This window comes from Fluctibacter halophilus, assembly GCF_020687825.1.
GTDB lineage: Bacteria > Pseudomonadota > Gammaproteobacteria > Enterobacterales > Alteromonadaceae > Fluctibacter > Fluctibacter halophilus.
Genome location: NZ_JAJEWP010000003.1, coordinates 146,909 through 164,709, shown reverse-complemented (window position 1 = coordinate 164,709; position 17,801 = coordinate 146,909). Strand labels below are relative to the sequence as shown.

General features: G+C 54.5%; 21 protein-coding genes. 14 read left to right on the top strand and 7 right to left on the bottom strand.

The features are described 5' to 3' along the window. Positions 1 to 3: 3 nt before the first annotated feature. From gspF to LJ739_RS12360, 9 genes are read left to right on the top strand one after another with little or no spacing between them, the layout of a single operon-like run. Positions 4 to 1,224 (top strand): type II secretion system inner membrane protein GspF, encoded by a 1,221-nt coding sequence (gspF, locus tag LJ739_RS12400; protein WP_229160947.1) that lies wholly within the window; start codon positions 4 to 6, stop codon positions 1,222 to 1,224. Beyond that, positions 1,224 to 1,664 carry a type II secretion system major pseudopilin GspG gene (gspG, locus tag LJ739_RS12395; RefSeq protein ID WP_229160945.1) on the top strand — a complete coding sequence of 147 codons (441 nt, stop codon included), beginning with the start codon at positions 1,224 to 1,226 and terminating at the stop codon, positions 1,662 to 1,664. The genes gspF and gspG overlap by 1 nt, the downstream gene beginning before the upstream one ends. A 4-nt stretch (positions 1,665 to 1,668) precedes the next feature. Further along, complete coding sequence (gene gspH, locus LJ739_RS12390; protein WP_229160943.1) at positions 1,669 to 2,286, top strand: type II secretion system minor pseudopilin GspH; 618 nt, start codon at positions 1,669 to 1,671, stop codon at positions 2,284 to 2,286. Then, positions 2,283 to 2,657 (top strand): type II secretion system minor pseudopilin GspI, encoded by a 375-nt coding sequence (gene gspI / locus LJ739_RS12385; protein WP_229160942.1) that lies wholly within the window; start codon positions 2,283 to 2,285, stop codon positions 2,655 to 2,657. Before gspH ends, gspI begins: the two co-directional genes overlap by 4 nt. After that, positions 2,657 to 3,268: a type II secretion system minor pseudopilin GspJ gene (gene gspJ / locus LJ739_RS12380; RefSeq protein ID WP_229160940.1), complete on the top strand. Its 612-nt coding sequence runs from the start codon at positions 2,657 to 2,659 to the stop codon at positions 3,266 to 3,268. Before gspI ends, gspJ begins: the two co-directional genes overlap by 1 nt. Further along, positions 3,265 to 4,347, top strand: a complete 1,083-nt coding sequence (gene gspK, locus LJ739_RS12375) for a type II secretion system minor pseudopilin GspK (protein WP_229160939.1) — start codon at positions 3,265 to 3,267, stop codon at positions 4,345 to 4,347. The genes gspJ and gspK overlap by 4 nt, the downstream gene beginning before the upstream one ends. Beyond that, on the top strand, positions 4,347 to 5,540 hold the full coding sequence (gene gspL / locus LJ739_RS12370) for a type II secretion system protein GspL (protein ID WP_229160938.1): 1,194 nt from the start codon (positions 4,347 to 4,349) through the stop codon (positions 5,538 to 5,540). Before gspK ends, gspL begins: the two co-directional genes overlap by 1 nt. Position 5,541: 1 nt before the next feature. Then, the gene (gene gspM / locus LJ739_RS12365) at positions 5,542 to 6,021 is read left to right on the top strand and encodes a type II secretion system protein GspM (RefSeq protein ID WP_229160937.1); all 480 of its coding nucleotides are present in this window, start codon (positions 5,542 to 5,544) and stop codon (positions 6,019 to 6,021) included. Beyond that, the gene (locus LJ739_RS12360; protein ID WP_229160936.1) at positions 6,018 to 6,767 is read left to right on the top strand and encodes a type II secretion system protein N; all 750 of its coding nucleotides are present in this window, start codon (positions 6,018 to 6,020) and stop codon (positions 6,765 to 6,767) included. The genes gspM and LJ739_RS12360 overlap by 4 nt, the downstream gene beginning before the upstream one ends. Here LJ739_RS12360 and yrfG read toward each other — a convergent pair. Next, on the bottom strand, positions 6,757 to 7,443 hold the full coding sequence (gene yrfG, locus LJ739_RS12355) for a GMP/IMP nucleotidase (RefSeq protein WP_229160935.1): 687 nt from the start codon (positions 7,441 to 7,443) through the stop codon (positions 6,757 to 6,759). The two genes, LJ739_RS12360 and yrfG, sit on opposite strands and share 11 nt — an antisense overlap. An 84-nt stretch (positions 7,444 to 7,527) precedes the next feature. Between yrfG and nudE the strand changes: the two genes are divergently transcribed. From nudE to LJ739_RS12340, 3 genes are read left to right on the top strand one after another with little or no spacing between them, the layout of a single operon-like run. Beyond that, on the top strand, positions 7,528 to 8,097 hold the full coding sequence (gene nudE / locus LJ739_RS12350; RefSeq protein WP_229160933.1) for an ADP compounds hydrolase NudE: 570 nt from the start codon (positions 7,528 to 7,530) through the stop codon (positions 8,095 to 8,097). Next, entirely contained in the window at positions 8,090 to 8,929 is an 840-nt protein-coding gene (gene cysQ / locus LJ739_RS12345) for a 3'(2'),5'-bisphosphate nucleotidase CysQ (RefSeq protein WP_229160931.1), read from the top strand. The genes nudE and cysQ overlap by 8 nt, the downstream gene beginning before the upstream one ends. Continuing rightward, positions 8,926 to 9,495: a YceI family protein gene (locus tag LJ739_RS12340; protein ID WP_229160929.1), complete on the top strand. Its 570-nt coding sequence runs from the start codon at positions 8,926 to 8,928 to the stop codon at positions 9,493 to 9,495. Before cysQ ends, LJ739_RS12340 begins: the two co-directional genes overlap by 4 nt. Here LJ739_RS12340 and LJ739_RS12335 read toward each other — a convergent pair. The 4 genes from LJ739_RS12335 to LJ739_RS12320 are packed head-to-tail and all read right to left on the bottom strand — an operon-like array spanning position 9,492 to position 13,128. Next, the gene (locus LJ739_RS12335; protein WP_229160927.1) at positions 9,492 to 9,737 is read right to left on the bottom strand and encodes a YheU family protein; all 246 of its coding nucleotides are present in this window, start codon (positions 9,735 to 9,737) and stop codon (positions 9,492 to 9,494) included. The genes LJ739_RS12340 and LJ739_RS12335 overlap by 4 nt on opposite strands. Further along, positions 9,721 to 10,758 carry a hydrolase gene (locus LJ739_RS12330; protein ID WP_229160925.1) on the bottom strand — a complete coding sequence of 346 codons (1,038 nt, stop codon included), beginning with the start codon at positions 10,756 to 10,758 and terminating at the stop codon, positions 9,721 to 9,723. The genes LJ739_RS12335 and LJ739_RS12330 overlap by 17 nt, the downstream gene beginning before the upstream one ends. Then, positions 10,755 to 11,225, bottom strand: coding sequence for a TIGR02444 family protein (locus LJ739_RS12325; RefSeq protein WP_229160923.1), 471 nt, complete (start codon positions 11,223 to 11,225; stop codon positions 10,755 to 10,757). The genes LJ739_RS12330 and LJ739_RS12325 overlap by 4 nt, the downstream gene beginning before the upstream one ends. Beyond that, positions 11,209 to 13,128 carry an ATP-binding cassette domain-containing protein gene (locus tag LJ739_RS12320; RefSeq protein ID WP_229160921.1) on the bottom strand — a complete coding sequence of 640 codons (1,920 nt, stop codon included), beginning with the start codon at positions 13,126 to 13,128 and terminating at the stop codon, positions 11,209 to 11,211. Before LJ739_RS12320 ends, LJ739_RS12325 begins: the two co-directional genes overlap by 17 nt. A gap of 82 nt (positions 13,129 to 13,210) precedes the next feature. On the opposite strand from LJ739_RS12320, the gene LJ739_RS12315 reads away from it, so the two are divergent. Further along, positions 13,211 to 13,417, top strand: coding sequence for a YheV family putative zinc ribbon protein (locus LJ739_RS12315; RefSeq protein ID WP_229160919.1), 207 nt, complete (start codon positions 13,211 to 13,213; stop codon positions 13,415 to 13,417). A gap of 8 nt (positions 13,418 to 13,425) precedes the next feature. Here the strand turns inward: LJ739_RS12315 and LJ739_RS12310 are convergent, their stop codons facing one another. Continuing rightward, the gene (locus LJ739_RS12310) at positions 13,426 to 13,794 is read right to left on the bottom strand and encodes a hypothetical protein (protein WP_229160917.1); all 369 of its coding nucleotides are present in this window, start codon (positions 13,792 to 13,794) and stop codon (positions 13,426 to 13,428) included. An 80-nt stretch (positions 13,795 to 13,874) separates the two neighbouring features. Between LJ739_RS12310 and LJ739_RS19145 the strand changes: the two genes are divergently transcribed. Then, complete coding sequence (locus tag LJ739_RS19145; protein WP_324254907.1) at positions 13,875 to 15,224, top strand: YHYH protein; 1,350 nt, start codon at positions 13,875 to 13,877, stop codon at positions 15,222 to 15,224. Positions 15,225 to 15,286: 62 nt separating this feature from the next. Here LJ739_RS19145 and LJ739_RS12295 read toward each other — a convergent pair whose 3' ends face one another. Then, complete coding sequence (locus LJ739_RS12295; protein ID WP_229160915.1) at positions 15,287 to 17,800, bottom strand: ABC transporter permease; 2,514 nt, start codon at positions 17,798 to 17,800, stop codon at positions 15,287 to 15,289. Between the last annotated feature and the right edge of the window lies 1 nt (position 17,801).

Genomic DNA, 17,801 nt, shown 5'->3' with positions numbered 1-17,801 from the left:
ACAGTGGCCGCATTTGCATACAAAGCGCTGAACGCTAAAGGCCAGAATAAATCCGGTGTGCTGGAGGGTGACAATGCCCGGCAGATACGCCAGCAATTGCGTGAAAAAGGCCTTATCCCTCTCAATGTGGAACAAGTGGCTGAAAAAGCCAAAGGCAGCGGTGGTGGATTACAATGGTTTAAACCGCGAATTTCTGCCAGTGATCTGGCGTTACTCACCCGCCAACTGGCGACCCTGGTCGAGTCTGCATTACCCGTAGAGGAAGCGCTGCTGGCGGTAGCGGAACAGTGCGAAAAGCCCCGTCAGAAAAACATGATGATGGCAGTACGCTCGAAAGTGGTGGAAGGACACGGGTTGGCCGATGCCATGGGCGAGTTCCCATCGGTGTTTGACGAGCTGTTCCGGGCCATGGTGGCGGCCGGCGAAAAATCAGGTCATCTGGATACCGTTTTGAATCGACTGGCTGACTATACTGAGCGTCGCCAACAAACCCGCAGTCAGATTATCCAGGCACTGATCTACCCATCATTGATGATGTTTTTCGCCCTCGGTATTGTGCTCTTGCTGTTAACCGTTGTGGTGCCCAAAATTGTCAGTCAGTTTGACCATATGGGTCAGGACCTGCCGACCATCACGCAAGTCTTGATCTCCGTCAGTGAGTGGTTACAAAATTATGGCGTGTATCTCGCACTGACCATCGGTGTACTGCTCATTATTGTTAATCGGGTACTGCAACAACCGGCGATGAAGCTACGCTACCACCGGCTGTTGCTACGTCTGCCCATGATCGGCAAGGTGACCCGAGGGCTCAATACTGCGCGCTTTGCGCGCACATTGAGTATCCTTACCGCCAGTGCCGTGCCGTTGCTGGAAAGCATGCGGATTGCCGCCGACGTGCTGGAAAACCGTCACATCAAGAATGCCATTGCCGATGCCGCGGTCAAGGTCAAAGAAGGAACCAGCCTGCGCGTTGCACTGGACAACACACGCATGTTCCCCCCCATGATGATGCACATGATTGCATCGGGTGAAAAGAGTGGGGAACTGCAACAGATGTTGGCGCGCGCCGCCGACAATCAGGACAGGGAATTTGAGGCGCTGATTGGTGTCTCATTAAAAGTGTTTGAGCCATTGCTGATCGTCAGCATGGCGGTGATCGTGTTGTTCATCGTCATGGCCATACTGCAACCCATACTAGCGTTAAATAACATGGTGAATGTGTAATGAAACAAATGTTGAAGCGTCAGGCCGGATTCAGCCTGATAGAAGTCATGGTGGTCTTGTTGATCATCGGTATCATGGCCTCAATGGTCGCTCCGCAGATCCTGGGTAACCAGGAAGAAGCGCAGTTGAAAAAAGCCGCGGTGGACATCCAGCAGTTGGAAAGCGCACTGGAAATGTACAAATTGCGCAACAACATGTTCCCGACCACGGAGCAGGGACTGGAAGCCTTAGTCACCGCCCCCAGCATTGAGCCGATCCCACGCAATTATCCTGAAAATGGTTTCATCAAACGTCTGCCTGATGACCCTTGGGGAAACCCCTATCAATTGTTGAGCCCGGGTGAAATGGGTGCGGTGGATATTTTCACTTACGGTCCCGATCGTGAACCGGGTACCGAAGATGATATCGGTAACTGGAACATTGACGAATACCTGAATTAATCCCATGTCCATGGTCACCCGCTCACACAAGGGCTTTACACTACTGGAAGTGATGCTGGTGCTGGTGATCATGGGGTTCTCCGTCAGCTACGTGTTGTTCAACGCGTTTGGACAAACCCCTGTAGAGGGACTGCAAAAGGAAGCACAGCGCTTTCAGGTTGTGGTGGATATGGCCAGTGATTTCGCGGTGTTGAATCAACAACAGCTGGGCATTTATATCGACGATGACCTCCCCATCTACCGCTTTATGATATTGGATGAAGAAGAGCGTTGGCGGTGGCTGGAAGATTCAAAGGCCTTTGCTGAACATCGCTTGCAGGAACCGTTCACCCTGATGCTTGAGCTCGAAGATTTACCCTGGGCGCAGGAAGACAATCTGTTTGATGACAATCTGTTCGATGAGTCCCTCAGCGTCAGCGACGATCAAACCCAGATTGGCGATGAAGAAGACAAGCCGTTACCGCCGCCACAAATCCTCATCCTGTCCAGTGGCGACATCACACCGTTCAGCCTGGCGTTTGCATACGAACCGACATTCAGCAGTGACGACCCGGTCTATTTCAGGGTCAATGCCATCGATTTACCGCCGCTGGAACGGGAAGGCCCGTTGGATAGCCTATGAACAATCGCGGCTTAACCCTGCTTGAAGTCATGGTCGCATTGGCCATTTTTGCCATGACCGGCGTGGCGGTGATGAAAGCCGCCGGCGACCACCTCAACGGATTGTCGCAGTTGGAAGAAATCACCCTCGCCACCTGGGTCGCCAACAACCGCGTAACGCGGCTACGCCTGGAGAACAACTGGCCACCGAAAAACAACTTCAAAGGCAATGAAGTGATGGGGGATGTGACCTGGTACTGGCAACAAAAAGTATTAAAAACCAACGACGACAACCTTCGCGCGATAGAAGTCAGCGTCGGGTTGAGTGAAAACTACACAGATACCATCACCACCGTCACCACTTACATCGCCAACCCGGAGCCTGACTTCTGATGGCGCGCGGTTTTACACTACTTGAAATCCTCATTGCCATGGCCATTTTTACCCTTATCGGCCTGGGCAGTACTGCCGTGCTTACCACGGTCATAGACAGTAATCAGTTGTCCGCTGAGCGGGTTGAAAAGCTTCAACACCTGCAGCGTGCAATGATGATCATGGAGCGCGATTTTCAACAAGCGGTGCCGCGTAAAATCCGCTATGAAGGACAGTCCATTGACGCCGTCCTGCGCTCGGGTGCCAACGAATTTGATAGCGAAATGGACGGCGTGGGATTGGTGCGTAGCGGTTGGCAAAATCCCCAGTTAATGCTGCCACGCAGTACATTGCAGGCGTTGGTATATCGCGTTCAGGACGGGCAGCTGCAACGGTTGCATACCGTGCACGTCGACAACAGCACCGGCGTTGAACCGAAAGTTCGCGTGCTGTTGGACAATATCGACGATTTTCAGGTTGAAGTACTGCTTGCCGGCCAGGGAGACTACGACGATTCCCAATGGGAAGAAGATACCATTACGCCGCAATTACCACGCGCCATTGCCATCACATTGGAAAGTAAAGATTTTGGCCGCATACGTCGCGAATGGTTGCTGGCAGGTGCCCAATGAGGGGGCATCAATCGCAACGCGGCGTAGCCCTGGTTATCGTGCTGATGATCGTGGCACTGGTCAGTATATTGGCGACCGAAATGAGTGGTCGCTTACAGCTGAGTATCCAGCGGGCCAGCAACATCAAAGATAACAACCAGGCTTACTTGTATGCACTGGGTGCCGAACAGTTTGCCACCGTGGCCATCAAGCAACTCATCGATGCCAACAACGGTATCGTTAACCTCGAGCAACCCTGGAGTGAGCCATTGCAATACCCACTGCCGGGCGGCGGTATTGAAGCCCATCTGGTGGACATGCAGGGCTGTTTCAACCTCAATGCCCTGAGCGATACTAATCACTTACGCACGCCCTCCGGCACAACTCCCGGCGGCGCAACAAATAGCCCGCAGCCAAACAATGCAAACAATGCAGGAGCGACCACAGGCGGCACCAAGGGAACCGCCAGCAGCACCCTGGCAATCCGTGCGGCCGCCTTCGAGACCATGTTACGTGCGCTGCAAAGCGCCAATATTGACAGCTACAGCGCCGAAACCCTGCGTGATTCTCTGGCTGACTGGCTGGACGAGGATGACACCATGCGCACTTACGGTGCCGAAGACAGCGAATACGCCGGTCGTTCTCCGGCCTATCTGGCCGCCAATCAGTTGATGACCACCTTGTCGGAACTGCGTTTGGTCAATGGCGCCGACATGGAATGGTTGCCACAGGTGTTACCGTTGCTGTGCGTGTTACCTGAAGACAACCGCCTCAAAATCAACATCAACACCATCGATGAAGATCATGCGGCAGTCCTGGCCGGTGTGACCGGTATGTCCCTGTCAGACGCCACAGGGATCATCAGTAGTCGCAAACCGAAGGGATGGGAAAAAGTCGACGATTTCATGCAACTACCGGAAATCACAGCCCTGAACCTGAGCAATGATCAGAAAGCCCTGCTGGATGTCACAACACAATACTTTATGTTACGTATCAAGACCCGTTACAATAGCGCCACATTTAACATGTCGACTTTATTCAGGGTCGATTCGAACGACCAGGTAACGGTAGTGCGCCGCGAATTTGGAGGAGTCAAGTAATGGAACAATTGATTGTGCGCCTGGGCGGCGCCGACAATCCCGTTACCCATTGGTTGGTATGGTCGACCGAACAACAGGATATCATTGCCTCAGGGCAACTGAACGACGATCACGAGCTGTCCAGCCTGGCACAGCGTGCCGGCACCCGTCCGGTGATTGCATTGATCCCCGGCAGTGAGGTGAATCTTACCCACGTCGAATTACCCGCCAAAGCGGGACGCAAAGCCATGGCTGCAATCCCGTATATGCTGGAAGAAGAACTGGCTGAAGATATCGACGCGCTGTTTTTCGCATTGGGACCACGCAGCAATGAACAGCAAGCCGTGGCGATCATTCGCCGGGCGACGCTGCTTGATTATCAACAGCGCCTTACCGAGGCAGGATTGTTCTGTGACAAACTGATACCCGATACGCTGGCCATGCCCTGCACAGAGGATCACTGGTCATTCATCACGCTGGGTGATGAAGTCCTGATACGTCAATCTCAGTGGATGGGCATGCAAGGCCATCGCGACTGGGTGCTGGGGGCCCTCGCATTGTCCGCCAAACAACAGGCTGAGCCGGTTGTACTCGACAATTACAGCGATGTAACACTGCCCCCCATGGCCAATATAGATGTTCAGGTTATGCCCCTCGAGATGCCGATGCAGGTACTGGCAGTGGGCGCCATCGCCCAGCCGTTCAACCTGTTGCAAGGCGAGTTCAAAATACGCCGTGAGCGCAGTGTAAAACTGGGCCAGTGGCGTGCTGCAGCGGTGCTCGCGGGCCTTGCTCTGACTACAACATTGGTGGACAGGGGACTCGAGCTGCAACAATTGTCGCAACAGCGCGCCAGCCTGAGCGAGCAAATTGCCGCTGAATATCAGCGTGGATTCCCCCAAGGCGGAGCGTACCGCGATTTACGCCGTAAAGTACGTGACAATATGACCCGTCTCGAACAAGGCGGTGGCAGTGCCTCTATGCTGGTGTTCATGTCTCAGTTATCGGAAGCATTTGCCACCAGCCAGGTCAAACCACAGACACTGCGTTTTGACAGCAAACGTGCCGAGTTGCGCATGCTGGCGGAAGCCGACAATTTTGAAGCACTGGAGCAATTTAAGCGCTTGGCTGAAGCCAAAGGATTCACCGTCGAACAGGGCGCCATCAACAATCGGGACAACACCTTCATCGGTTCGTTGTCGATAAGGAGCTAAGGTGGATAAGGTACGTCAATGGTTTCAGAGCCTGACAGAAAGGGAACAAGGCCTGGTGCTGCTCAGTGCAGTGGTGGTTGTGATTGGCCTGTTTTACTGGTTAATCTGGGCGCCGCTGAACACCAGCCTCGACAGCGAACGTCGAGCCGTTAGCGCCCGTCAGGACGACTTACAGTGGATCACCCGACAGGCCAACCGAGCGATTCAGTTGCGACAATCAGTGGGCCAGAAAGCCACATTTAACGGCTCACTCACTCAACTGGTGAATCAGACCGCAAGCCGTGAAGGTATTGGCATCACCCGCATGCAACCGCAAAACGAAGAGCTCAAAGTCTGGGTTGATCAGGCTGACTTCCAGGCGGTGATGCGCTGGCTACATGACCTTGAACGTCGTGGCGTACAGATCATTGATATCGATTTGGCCAAAGGCGATGCGCCGGGACAAATCAAAATCCGTAGTTTGCAGCTGGGGACATCATGAGAGTATGGCAATGGACAGTGACAGCCATCGCGATCTACCTGATCGCCCTGCTGGTCACATTACCCGCCCGCCAGGTACTGCCTCATCTGCCGCTGCCAGCATCGGTTCAGGTTCAGGGTGTTTCAGGCACCGTATGGCAAGGCAAAGCGCAACAGGTTTGGATTGACGGGCTACCCATTCACGGTCTCGAATGGCAAATTTCGCCGTGGCATTTGCTCATCGGCCAGGCCCGGGTCAGCCTCAAAGCCGGTAATGCCCGGGACAGTGAAGAAGTTTCTCTGAGCGGTCCATTAGCAGTGCCGCTGTGGGGCGAACCGGCCATAGAGGCCGAGTCACTGGAGCTGTATTTGCCCACCGATCTTGTCATCGCCAAACTGCCATTGCCGTTGCCCGTCAATGCCGGCGGGCGATTCAAAGTCAGCATCGACACCCTGCAGTATGCTGGTCGTTGTCAACAATTGCAGGGCAAAGGCCAGTGGTTAAATGCCAGTGTTGCCGGCACCCGCGGGCCTATCGCACTGGGTAACTTTGATGCACAACTGATGTGTGATGATGGCTCGGTCATGATCGGTGTTCGACCGCCAAATGAATTCGGACTGACCGCCGATGCCACCGTATCGCCTGAACTGCAGTTCAGTGTCATTGGACGCTTCAAACCGGCGGATAATTTACCCGAAGAAGTCCATCAGGCGGCAGCGTTTTTTGGCAAAACCGACGCTGAAGGTTACTACGCGATCAACTTCTGAGCACAGGATTGGCGCGGATATCGTCGAGCAGCGTCCGGTAGTCAGTGACCGCCGGAAATCCATCGATGCTGCGCACCGCCTGCTGACTGTCAGGGTTGGCCACCGCCAGCAGGTGCTTTATTCCAAAGGTTTCAGCAGCATGCAAAATGGTCAGACTGTCATCCACAAATAACGTCCGCATCGGGTCAAATCCCAACATGGCCTGCAGTTGTTGCCACAGTGACTGCGACTCCTTGGTCACACCAAACTGATGGGTAGAAATCAGTCTGTCGATATGACTGTCGAGTTGGGTTCTCTCGACTTTGAGCGACAAACTGCCTGGATGGGCATTGGTGACCAGCACCACTTCCCGACCACTGTCATGCAAGGCGTCCAGAAACGGCAGGGTATCGTCACGCATATCAATCAGGTGTTGAATCTCGCGCTTGGCCTGCATGATGTCCATGTCCAGTTTTTCCGCCCAATAATCCAGGCAATACCACGACAAGGTACCGTGCACTTTTTCATACTCTGACTGCATCATGGCTTTTGCCTGTTGCAATGAAATCCCTTGCCGGGCCGCCAGTTTGGCCGGCACATGTTCGAGCCAGAAGTGATTATCAAAGTGCAAATCGAGCAATGTTCCGTCCATGTCGAGTAACACCGTGTCGATTTGGTTCCAGAGCAAGTGTGGCAAGGCCGTTTTCCTTAGTATAAAGTAGACAGAGACGTCAGCAGGGATGCCGCTGACCCGCAGTCATCATAGTAACGTGATAGGTCCATGAGTAAAATAGATCCAGACAAGCCTTTACCCCTTATTCATCACCGTGAAATCGTCGCGAGCAGCGGCCTGTTCAGGGTAGAACGCATCGATCTGGAATTCTCCAACGGCGCCCAGCGCCAGTTTGAGCGAATGGCTGGCAGTGGCAGGGGCGCGGTCATGATCGTACCTTTTCTTGACGATCAAACGGTATTGCTGGTCAGGGAGTACGCAGCCGGTACCCATTCCTATCAACTGGGGTTTCCCAAAGGGTTAATCGATCCGGGCGAACAATCATTACAAGCGGCAAACAGAGAGCTTCAGGAAGAAGTCGGCTACGCGGCCAACTCGCTGACGTCACTGCATACCGTTTCTATGGCACCCACCTTCTTCAATGCCAGCATGCACATCATCATTGCACGGGATCTGTACCCTCAACGGCTGGAAGGCGATGAGCCTGAGCCGTTGGAAGTGATCCCCTGGTCTATCGATAATTTTGACGCCTTGCTGGCGCGGGATGATTTTGTTGAAGCCCGTTCCATTTCTGCACTGTTACTGACCGAGCGTTGGTTAAAGGAGCAGCATGACTGATTCTCATAGCTTGTCTGAACTGGTTGAAATTGCCAAACGTGCGGCCCGCACCGCCGGTGAAGCGGTCCTTGCCATCTACGACAGTGGCGACTACAAAGCCTACGACAAAGCCGACGATTCACCGGTAACTACCGCAGATTACCGCGCCAACGAAATCATCATGGACATCCTGCAACAAGAAACACCGGATATTCCTATCATGTCGGAAGAAACCGACAATGGCGATCTGGCCTCGCGACAACACTGGACCCGTTACTGGCTGATTGATCCCATCGATGGCACCCAGGAATTTATTGCCCGCAGTGGCGATTTTGCCGTCAATATCGCCCTGATAGAAAACAACCAACCCGTCATCGGCGTGATTTACTGGCCGCCGGGGGAAACGCTGTATTCCGCGGTGCTGGGACAAGGCGCGTTTAAAGAATGTCCGATGGAACAACGCCAGATCCATGTGCGCGACTTTGACGACCCGAACGAGGACGTAGTGATGCTTGCCATCAGTCGTCGTCAGTCCCGAGACAAAGTGATGTCGCGCATGAACGAAGACAGAATTTACCAATCGGTGCCCCTGGGTTCCTGCTCACTCAAGTCCTGCTTCATCGCCGAAGGCAAAGCTGATCTTTTCCTGCGCATCGGCGTAACCGGAGAATGGGATACCGGTGCGGCACAATGCATTGTTAACGAAGCCGGTGGCAAAATCTTCAGTGCCGAGTTTGACCCGCTTACCTACAACCAACGTGACATTCTGACCAATCCGGATTTCGTGGTCACCGGCGACCAGCGGGTCAATTGGCAGGGCATCGTCAATTATCACAAAGGAAAATCAACATGAGATTAGCCATTCTGGCGCTGGCTGGCGCGATCAGCACAACCGCAACCGCGAACTGGCAACTGGCCAACGAACACTCCAGCGTACACTTTATCAGTACCAAGAATACCCACGTCAGCGAGCTGCACCACTTCAGCCAGATGTCCGGCTCCCTGACCGATGACGGTAGCTTATCGATAACAATTGACCTGGCCAGTGTACAAACCGGCATTGAAATCCGTGATACACGGATGCGGGAGAAATTGTTTAATGTTGCCGCCATGCCTGCAGCAACCATCACTGCAAACCTGGACGAAGGCATCATGACGATGGCCAAAGGCACTGCCCAGCGGGTTGTCGTACCGGCGACGCTGTCGTTAAACGGCCAGCAACAATCCCTTTCTCTGGATCTGATGGTAATGCGCGATGCCAATGCAGGCTTCGTCGCGACCAGTGTGGCGCCGGTACTGCTGAAAGCCACCGATTTCGGCTTGGCTGAGGGCTTAGACGTCCTTCAAGGTATTGCCGGCCTGAAAGCGATTGGCCACACCGTGCCGGTCAGCGTATCGGTGACCTTTCGCGCCAACTAATTCTGCTCGGGCGGTGTCATCTGGCTCGCCCGGTATGCTTCGATACTGATAATATCGACGCTTTCATGTAACTCAGAATACAGCAGCACCGCCTCACCACGTTTGAGTGCACTCACTACCTGCTCAACCTTGGTTTGCAAAGGCACTTCCGATTCGCCGTAATCGGTACCTTCCCGCAGCACAAAGTCGCGCACGATATTCAACAGCGTATCCGCCGCCAGTTGCTCAACCGGAATACGCACTACCAGCCTCCTGTCGTTGTTGTTCAATGAAATCTGCAATACGTCCCGGTAACCAGCTCTGTGGGCGCCACGGCGGCCCCTGCACAAACCCGACATGCCCCCCGCTGGCACTGAGTTCAAGGCGAACCTTGTCCGACAGTTGTTGTTGGCCAGGGATCACCCGGCCATCCATGAACGGGTCGTCTTCACTGTGCAGGATCAACGTTGGCCTGGCAATAGACTTCAGGAAGGGCATGGCACTGGCTCGCCGGTAGTAATCATCGACACCATCAAAACCGTGCAGCGGCGCTGTAATGTGATGATCAAAATCCCGAAACGAGCGCAATTGGCGCACCTTCTCCTCACTCAGGTTGGCGCTGGCGGGATAGATGCCCTTGGCCATCTTGGTCAACACGCCTTGCTTCATGCTGTCCAGCAGGTAGTTCTGATAGCGCCGCGCAAAACCGCGATTGATCGCCTCAGCACAGGCCGACAGACACATCGGCGCACTGACCGCCACCGCGGCCCGTAAAAGGGACGTCTCACCCAACTCACCCTGCAGTTTTAGCAGCATGTTGCCGCCCAAGGAAAACCCTACCGCAAACAGATCGAGCCCGGCGTGCCTGGCAGCCAGTAATGATAAGACATGCAAAGCATCGCCTGTTTCACCGGAGTGATAGGCGCGCGGTAAACGATTGACAGAACGGCCACAGCCTCGAAAGTGCATGGTCACGACCCAATAGTTGCGCGCAGCCAGGGTCGCCATGGTGTCATTGGCATAGTGAGAATGAACATCCCCTTCCAGGCCATGGAACAACACCACCAGTCCTTCAGGTTGTTCAGGCTTGGGAGCCCATGCTAATTCCAGCTCGTCTCCGTCGGGTAAATCCAAGACTTCCCAATGCAGTGCAAGCGCCTGTTTGCGCCGGAAAAACTTCGGCCAAATGGTCTGCACATGGCGATTTTTTGCCCACCAGGGTGGGCGATAGGCGTTGCGAACGATGCCCCCGAATGGTGCTGAATCAGTTCTGCAATCTTTCACTGTCGAGCCTCATCGTTCACTGCAACCAGCAGATTTATCAGCGCCTCGTTCAACCCAGGTTCCACACTTACCTTGGTGGCACTGGCACAAGCTATCAAGCCGTTGAGGGGGCTGCTGAGGGGCATCACGCTGAGATCCGACAGGTGCGCAAGCAACGCTTGTTGCTGTTGTTTTTCGCTGTCCAGTTCGAGGGTTTTGAGCCGCTCATAATCATCCGTGCCTTTAGCGGCTCTTCGCAACGTGCGTATACTCTGTGTTTGCTGGCGCGCAGACTGGGTCGCCTTCCGCATCACCCGCCATTGCGCTGCAGACACCATCAGTTCGCTTTCAGCCAGGTACAACACCAACAACACGTCGTTGATGTTGAGGCCATAACGGTCCTGCAGTTGTAGCAGTTGCGGTGCCACATCAGGCATGTCATACAACCGCAGGCTGTAGGACCAGAAGTGCTCAGCTTGCCATTGCACGGTCAAACTCCGCCTGTTGCTGTTCGAGCATTTCTTGTGCCTCCAGCCACTCGGCTTCGGCGTCCTGCAGTTGTTGCGTGGCGGCTTGCTGTTTATCCAACACGTCACGCAGTTGTTGTTTGGCACTGTCTTCATACAGGGACGTATCGGCCAGCGTCTGTTCAAGATCCTGCAGGCATTGTTGGCATTGGTGCATCTGGCGCTCGGCGCGTTTGATGGTTTCCCGCAGGCCTTTCGTTGCCTGACGGAATTCAGCTTCCAGGCGCTTAACGGTTTTCCGATCCGGCCCGCTATTGTTGGCGCTTTGTGTCTTCTTGCTGGCCACCTCACTGGCGGTCTGGTTAAGCAACCAATCGCGGTAGTCATCCAAATCACCCTGAAACGGCGCCACCTGGCCACTGTCGACCAGATAAAAGTCGTCACACACCGAACTGAGCAAAAAGCGATCGTGCGACACCAGGACCATCGCGCCGGAAAATGCCTGCAATGCCAGGTTCAGTGCATGACGCATTTCCAGATCCAGGTGGTTGGTGGGTTCATCAAGCAGCAACAGGTTTGGCTTCTGGTATACCATCAATGCCAGTACCAAGCGGGCTTTCTCGCCACCGGACATCGGCGCCACCTTGGACAATGCTGCATCGCCATTGAAGCCAAATCCGCCCAGGTAATCGCGAAGCTGCTGTTCTGTCGCATTTTTATCGAGACGCACCAAATGCGCCAAAGGGGTGTCATCCGCACGTAAGGTTTCCAACTGGTGCTGGGCAAAATAACCAATACGCAAGCCAGAAGAGGTTTCAACGCTTCCTGCCAGTGGCGGGTGTGCCTGAGCGAGTAATTTGATCAGGGTGGATTTACCGGCGCCGTTACGTCCCAGTAAACCGATGCGGCTACCGGGAACCAGATTGAGGTGCACATTTTCCAGGATCACCTTGTCACCGTAGCCGGCTTGCACGTGTTCAATTTTGATCAACGGGTTGGGCAACTTGGGCGGTTCAAAAAAACTGAACGAAAACGGCGACTGGCTATGCGCCGGCAACAGGTCTTCCAGTTTTTCCAACTGCTTGATCCGGCTTTGAGCCTGTTTGGCTTTGCTGGCTTTGGCTTTGAAACGGTTGATAAAGGATTCCAGGTGGGCGCGTTTTTGCTGCTGCTTCTGGTACTCGATATCCTGCAGACGAATGCGCTCCGCGCGTTGCTTTTCGAAACTGCTGTAGTTACCGGTGTAACTGATCAGTTGTTGCTGCTCAACACTGACGATGGTATCGACGGTTGCATCGAGAAAGGCTTTGTCGTGTGAGATCAGCATCAACGTGCCGCTGTAACGGGCCAGCCATTTTTCCAGCCAGATCACCGCATCCAAATCAAGGTGGTTGGTGGGCTCATCCAATAACAGTAGGTCACTGTGGCACAACAGTGCCTGCGCCAGGTTCAGGCGCATGCGCCAACCACCGGAAAAGTCGCTGACCGGCCGTGACAGACTGTCAGGAGCAAACCCCAGACCTGCCAGAATGGTCGCTGCACGCGCCTCAATGTCATAGGCACCGGCGTCTTGCAACTCGCCATGCAGGCGCGCCAGAGCCTGTCCGTCCCCGGCACTTTCTGCAGCCTCCAGCGCTTGTTGCAGGCCCCTGACCCGGGTATCACCATCAATCACATAGTCCAATGCAGAGCGGGGACTGGCGGGCGTTTCCTGCGCCACCGACACAACATCCCAACCTTGAGGAACCGAAACCTCACCGTGATCCGACTGCAATTCATCACGTAACAATGCAAACAGGCTGGACTTCCCGCACCCATTGGCGCCAATCAGTCCGACTTTCTGGCCGGGATTAATGGTGGCATCGGTTTCACGCAACAGCACTTTGCTGCCACGCATGAGGGTTACTTCGGTCAATTGGATCATGAAAAAGTCAGGCCGCCCTAGCGTTGCGATGATAGAATGGCGGGAGTATATCAAACACTGAATCCCGGGAGCGAGTGGAACCATGACGCGCAAAATCAAACGCCGCTTTGTCGCTGGCGCGACCTGTCCCAAATGCAAGGCCTTCGACACCATCATGCTGTATTTCGAAAACAACGTTGAAAAGCTTGAATGTGTGTCCTGTGGGTATCACCAGTCACAAACCGATACACAGGTGCAAAACGCCCAGCGCAGCAACGAGAACGTCATCGGCGTGTTTAAACCGGAATAGTCTGTCCCTCACACAGCCGGCTTGTGATACATCATTTCCACCAGATAATTCACACTGGCATCAAAATCCACGTACTGCTCACGGTACATTGGGCCCAAGGTCTGTTGCAGAGCGCTCTGCAACTCCCCCAGCGGGGTCTGTCGCTGAAGACCTTGCCGCACCACAGCCCAGGCTCGTCCAAGAAACGCCAGGTCACGTTCCACCGCTGCTGAACTGGCCACGTCACCATGGCCGGGAAGCACGGTTACCGGTTGCAGGCGCTTCAGTGTTATCCGGTTGCCCACGCAGGAAAAGGCATTTGAGGCGATACGACGGGTTTTACGGTTGAATGCCGTTCCGGACTGTGCAATGCCAGTAACGACTGGGCGACGTTCCACTGTGTTTGTGGGGTTGTTGCTAATTATTTGCACTTTTTCTCGATAGGTTGGGCGTTCGATTGATGTAGGGGACCCTAACCATGAAACCGTACCGAACTCTTTTTAGCGCCGTTGCCTTGTGTGTTACCAGTGTCCTGGTGGGCTGTGGTGGCAGCAGTGACACAGCAACCAATGACATCCCCCAGAACAGTAACTCGGCACCATTGGCAAATGCAGGCAACGATCAGACCGTATCCCTGGGCGATACCGTGACCCTGTCTGGCGAAGCCAGTAGTGATGCTGACGGCGATACGCTGACCTACCAGTGGTCGCTGTTGGAGGCCCCGCAGACCAGTACTGCCAGCGTCGACAGCATCGAAGTGGCGGCAAGCTTTGTGGCAGATAGCCTCGGAACTTACGTTGTGCAGCTTGTTGTCAACGATGGCCTGGTTGACAGTGTCGCTGTGACCGTCTCGATCACCGTATTGAGCACCGCTCAGGACATAACCGACAAACTGCTCAGCGACACCAGCGCCGGTTGTGAGGCGTACCAGGGAGAGTACCAATCCCAGGTCATGGATCTGCAACGGGGTGAAACCTTCGTCGGTGAACTGACCATTCAGACCCAATCATCCACCTGTCGACTGACCTCCAATGAAATCCCCAACCATGACTTTAACGACGCCAGCGCCGCCTTTGCCACGCCGGTTTCTGCGCAAAACAATCAACTGGACATCCCGACCTCGCCGCTACAGGCAGGCAACGTAACCCCTCTGAGCCTGACCACCACCAATGGTGTGTTTCTCAATGGTGCCACGCTGGATCTGCTCGCTGCAGCCTGCTATGGCATTGGTAGCGAACCATTGGGCAATGAGAAAATTGGCTGCGGACAGGATCAGATTGATAATCCCTGGCGTTACGACCCCATGTCTGCTCTGAACACCTTCGGCACCGATGCCCACAATGCCCATACCCAACCGGATGGCACTTATCACTACCATGGTAATCCTCAGGCGTTATTTGATCAGGACTGTGATCTCACTGGCGTCCCCTCGCCAGTGGTCGGGTTCGCCGCCGATGGCTTTCCCATCTACGGCAGTTGCTTTACCGATGAACAGGGCAATGTGCGCAAGGCACTATCCAGTTATCAATTGAAGAATAATGGTGGCGCACGTCAGGCTGAGCCGGGCTATCAAACCCCGCAGGCAGGGGTCGGCGTGGTGGCCAGTGATCAGTACGATGGTCAGTTCGTCGGTGACTGGGAGTATCAGGCAGACAGTGGGGACCTGGACATCTGCAATGGCATGACCGTGGATGGGCAGTACGGCTACTACATTACCGATCAATACCCTTGGGTGATGGGTTGCTTTACCGGCACCCCGGATCCGAGCTTCGATAAAACCGGCGCAGCATTGGTCAACCGCATGCATGCCCACCCTCACCGTCATTAAAAAAAAGGGGACGCTCGTGCGTCCCCTTTGTTCAGGCTCGGTGTTACCGACACCGCTCCACGCTACTCAAATCGCAATGCATTGACCGGATTGGCCCGCGCCACCCTGGCGGCATTACCACCAATGGTCAACCAGGCAATCATCAGACTGCCACCACCGACCACGGCGCAAATGGGCAGCAACCACCAGGTTTCCAAACGGTAGGGAAAGCTTTGCAGCCACTCCACTGTCCACCAGCAGGCCAGTGGCCAGGCAATGGCATTGGCCAGCAACACGGGACGGGAAAACTGCCACAACAACAGCATCACAATGTCGCGCACCCGGGCACCCATCACTTTGCGGATTCCGATTTCCTTGGTGCGCCGCTCGGCACTGAATGCCGCCAACCCGTAAAGTCCAAGGCACGCCACCAGCACCGCCAGTACGGCGAACGCGGTGAACAGGCGCATCTGAACGTCTTCATTATGGTATTGGGCCACCATCATCTCACTCAATACACTGAGGCTGATCGGTTGCATGGGCACGTGTTGCGACCATACGTCTTCTACTTTGGCCATCAGCGCAGGCAAGTCGTTGGTGTCAAACTGAAGACTGGCCACCCGGAAACGGTCAGGGTTCATCATGTAAACCGACGGACGAATGTCGAATTTGATTGAGCGGAAGTAGATATCCGGTATCACACCAATGATTGTCAGTTGCTGCATGCCCGGTCCACTGACGTGCCCTTGCAAAACCTGCCCAATCGCCTGTTGGGGTGATGCAAAGCCAAGTTTACGCGCCGCCGATTCATTCACAATGGCACTGGCCTGACGGGTTTCCCCTTCTTCGGCCCGTTGCATTCGATCGGTACCGTGCGCCTCGTCAAACAGTCGTCCTGCCAGGGGCTGAACATCGTACGCTTCGAAGAAGCCCAACCCCATGTTGTGGTAGTTAAGCAGCTCTGTCACCTGTTCGCCCTGGTCGGAAGACGAGAGCAAGGTAAAGTTCTGGTTGTTTTCGTTGTCCTGGGTCGGCGCTTCAGAGGAGTACACCACCGAGGTGATCTCCGGCAAATTCAGTAATTGCTGACGCAAGCTGTCAAGATTATCGCCAGCGGCGCGGATGTTAAGCACCAACTTGTCGTCACTCTGGTAGCCCACATCAATACTGTTGGCATGACGAGTCTGGGCAAAAATGACCGCGGTACAGATCAACAACCCAATCGAGATGCTGAATTGACACACCACCAGCGCACTGCGTAAGCGGGTGGATGCACCGCTGTCATTGCTTTTACTGGCTTTGAGGATTTGCGCAGGCATATAGCGTGACAACACCAGGGCCGGATAGCTGCCCGCCAACACACCCACCAGCAGGCCACCACCAACCAGTATGAGCAGCAATGTGGGGTCGTTAAAGACTTCAAAGGTCAGTTGTTTACCTAGAATATCGTTGTACACCGGCAACACCAGCTCTACAGCAATCAATGCCACCAGCAACGACAGCATCACCAGCGCAATCGCCTCAGCGAGGAACTGGATAGCAACCTGTCCACGGGTAGCACCCAACACTTTGCGCATCGCCACTTCACGGGCTCGCTGACTGGCCCTCGCCGTCGCCAGGTTCATGAAGTTAATACACGCGATGAACAATACCAGGCCCGCAATCAGGGTGAATGTCACCACCATGGCCTGATCCCCCATTGGACTCAGATCGCCCATGTTGCCTGCATCTTCATGGGCTCTAAGGTGTAAGTCCTCCAGGGCCATCAGCTTGTGCTGCACCATATCCGACACCTGGGTACCTTCCGGCAATCCACCAAAAGTGTTCTTGGCCATCTCAACGAACGGGCTTTCGGTGTTGATCCAATGGGTCAGGCGTTCCTGCGTACCTGCCAGCGTGGCATTCTCACGCAGCTTGAAGTAGGTATACACATTGACGCTGGTCCAGGTGTCCAACACCCCCGGAATATTGGCAAATACCTGGGTAGGCAGGTAAATCAACAAGTCGATATTCAGGTGAGTGTTGTCCGGCAAGTCTTTAAGAACGCCGGTAATCGCAACGTCCATCGCACGGTCCTGCACGCAGCAAAGGGTCAATGTTTCACCCACCACATCGGTGCGACCAAAATACTTGTTGGCAATGCGTTCAGTGACCAGAAAGTTCATCTCATCGGTGAAACTGCTTTGGGCACTGCCGTGGGCAAAGGGTAAATCCAGTACATCGAAAAAACTGCCGTCGACAAAGGTCGCCGACTCAGCAAAACCCTCGCCATCCCGTTGCACGGTGGTGCCAAACTGCACCAGACGGACACCGGCTTCAATATCATTGCGCAGATAGTCACGTACGGCGGGCATCATCATTCCGGCACTGCGAACGGTCAGAAACGGCGGACGTCCCGGCGGCGTATAAGCAGTATGTAAACGGGCAACCTTGTCGCTGTTTGGGATCCACTGGTCGTAGCCGGTTTCTGAGCGCACAAACAACAGGATCAGGATGCAGCTCATTAGCCCCACTGCAAGGCCAATGATGTTAATGGCAGAGAACAGGGCATTCTTATGAATGTTGCGCCATGCCGTGAGCAGGTAGTTACTCAACATA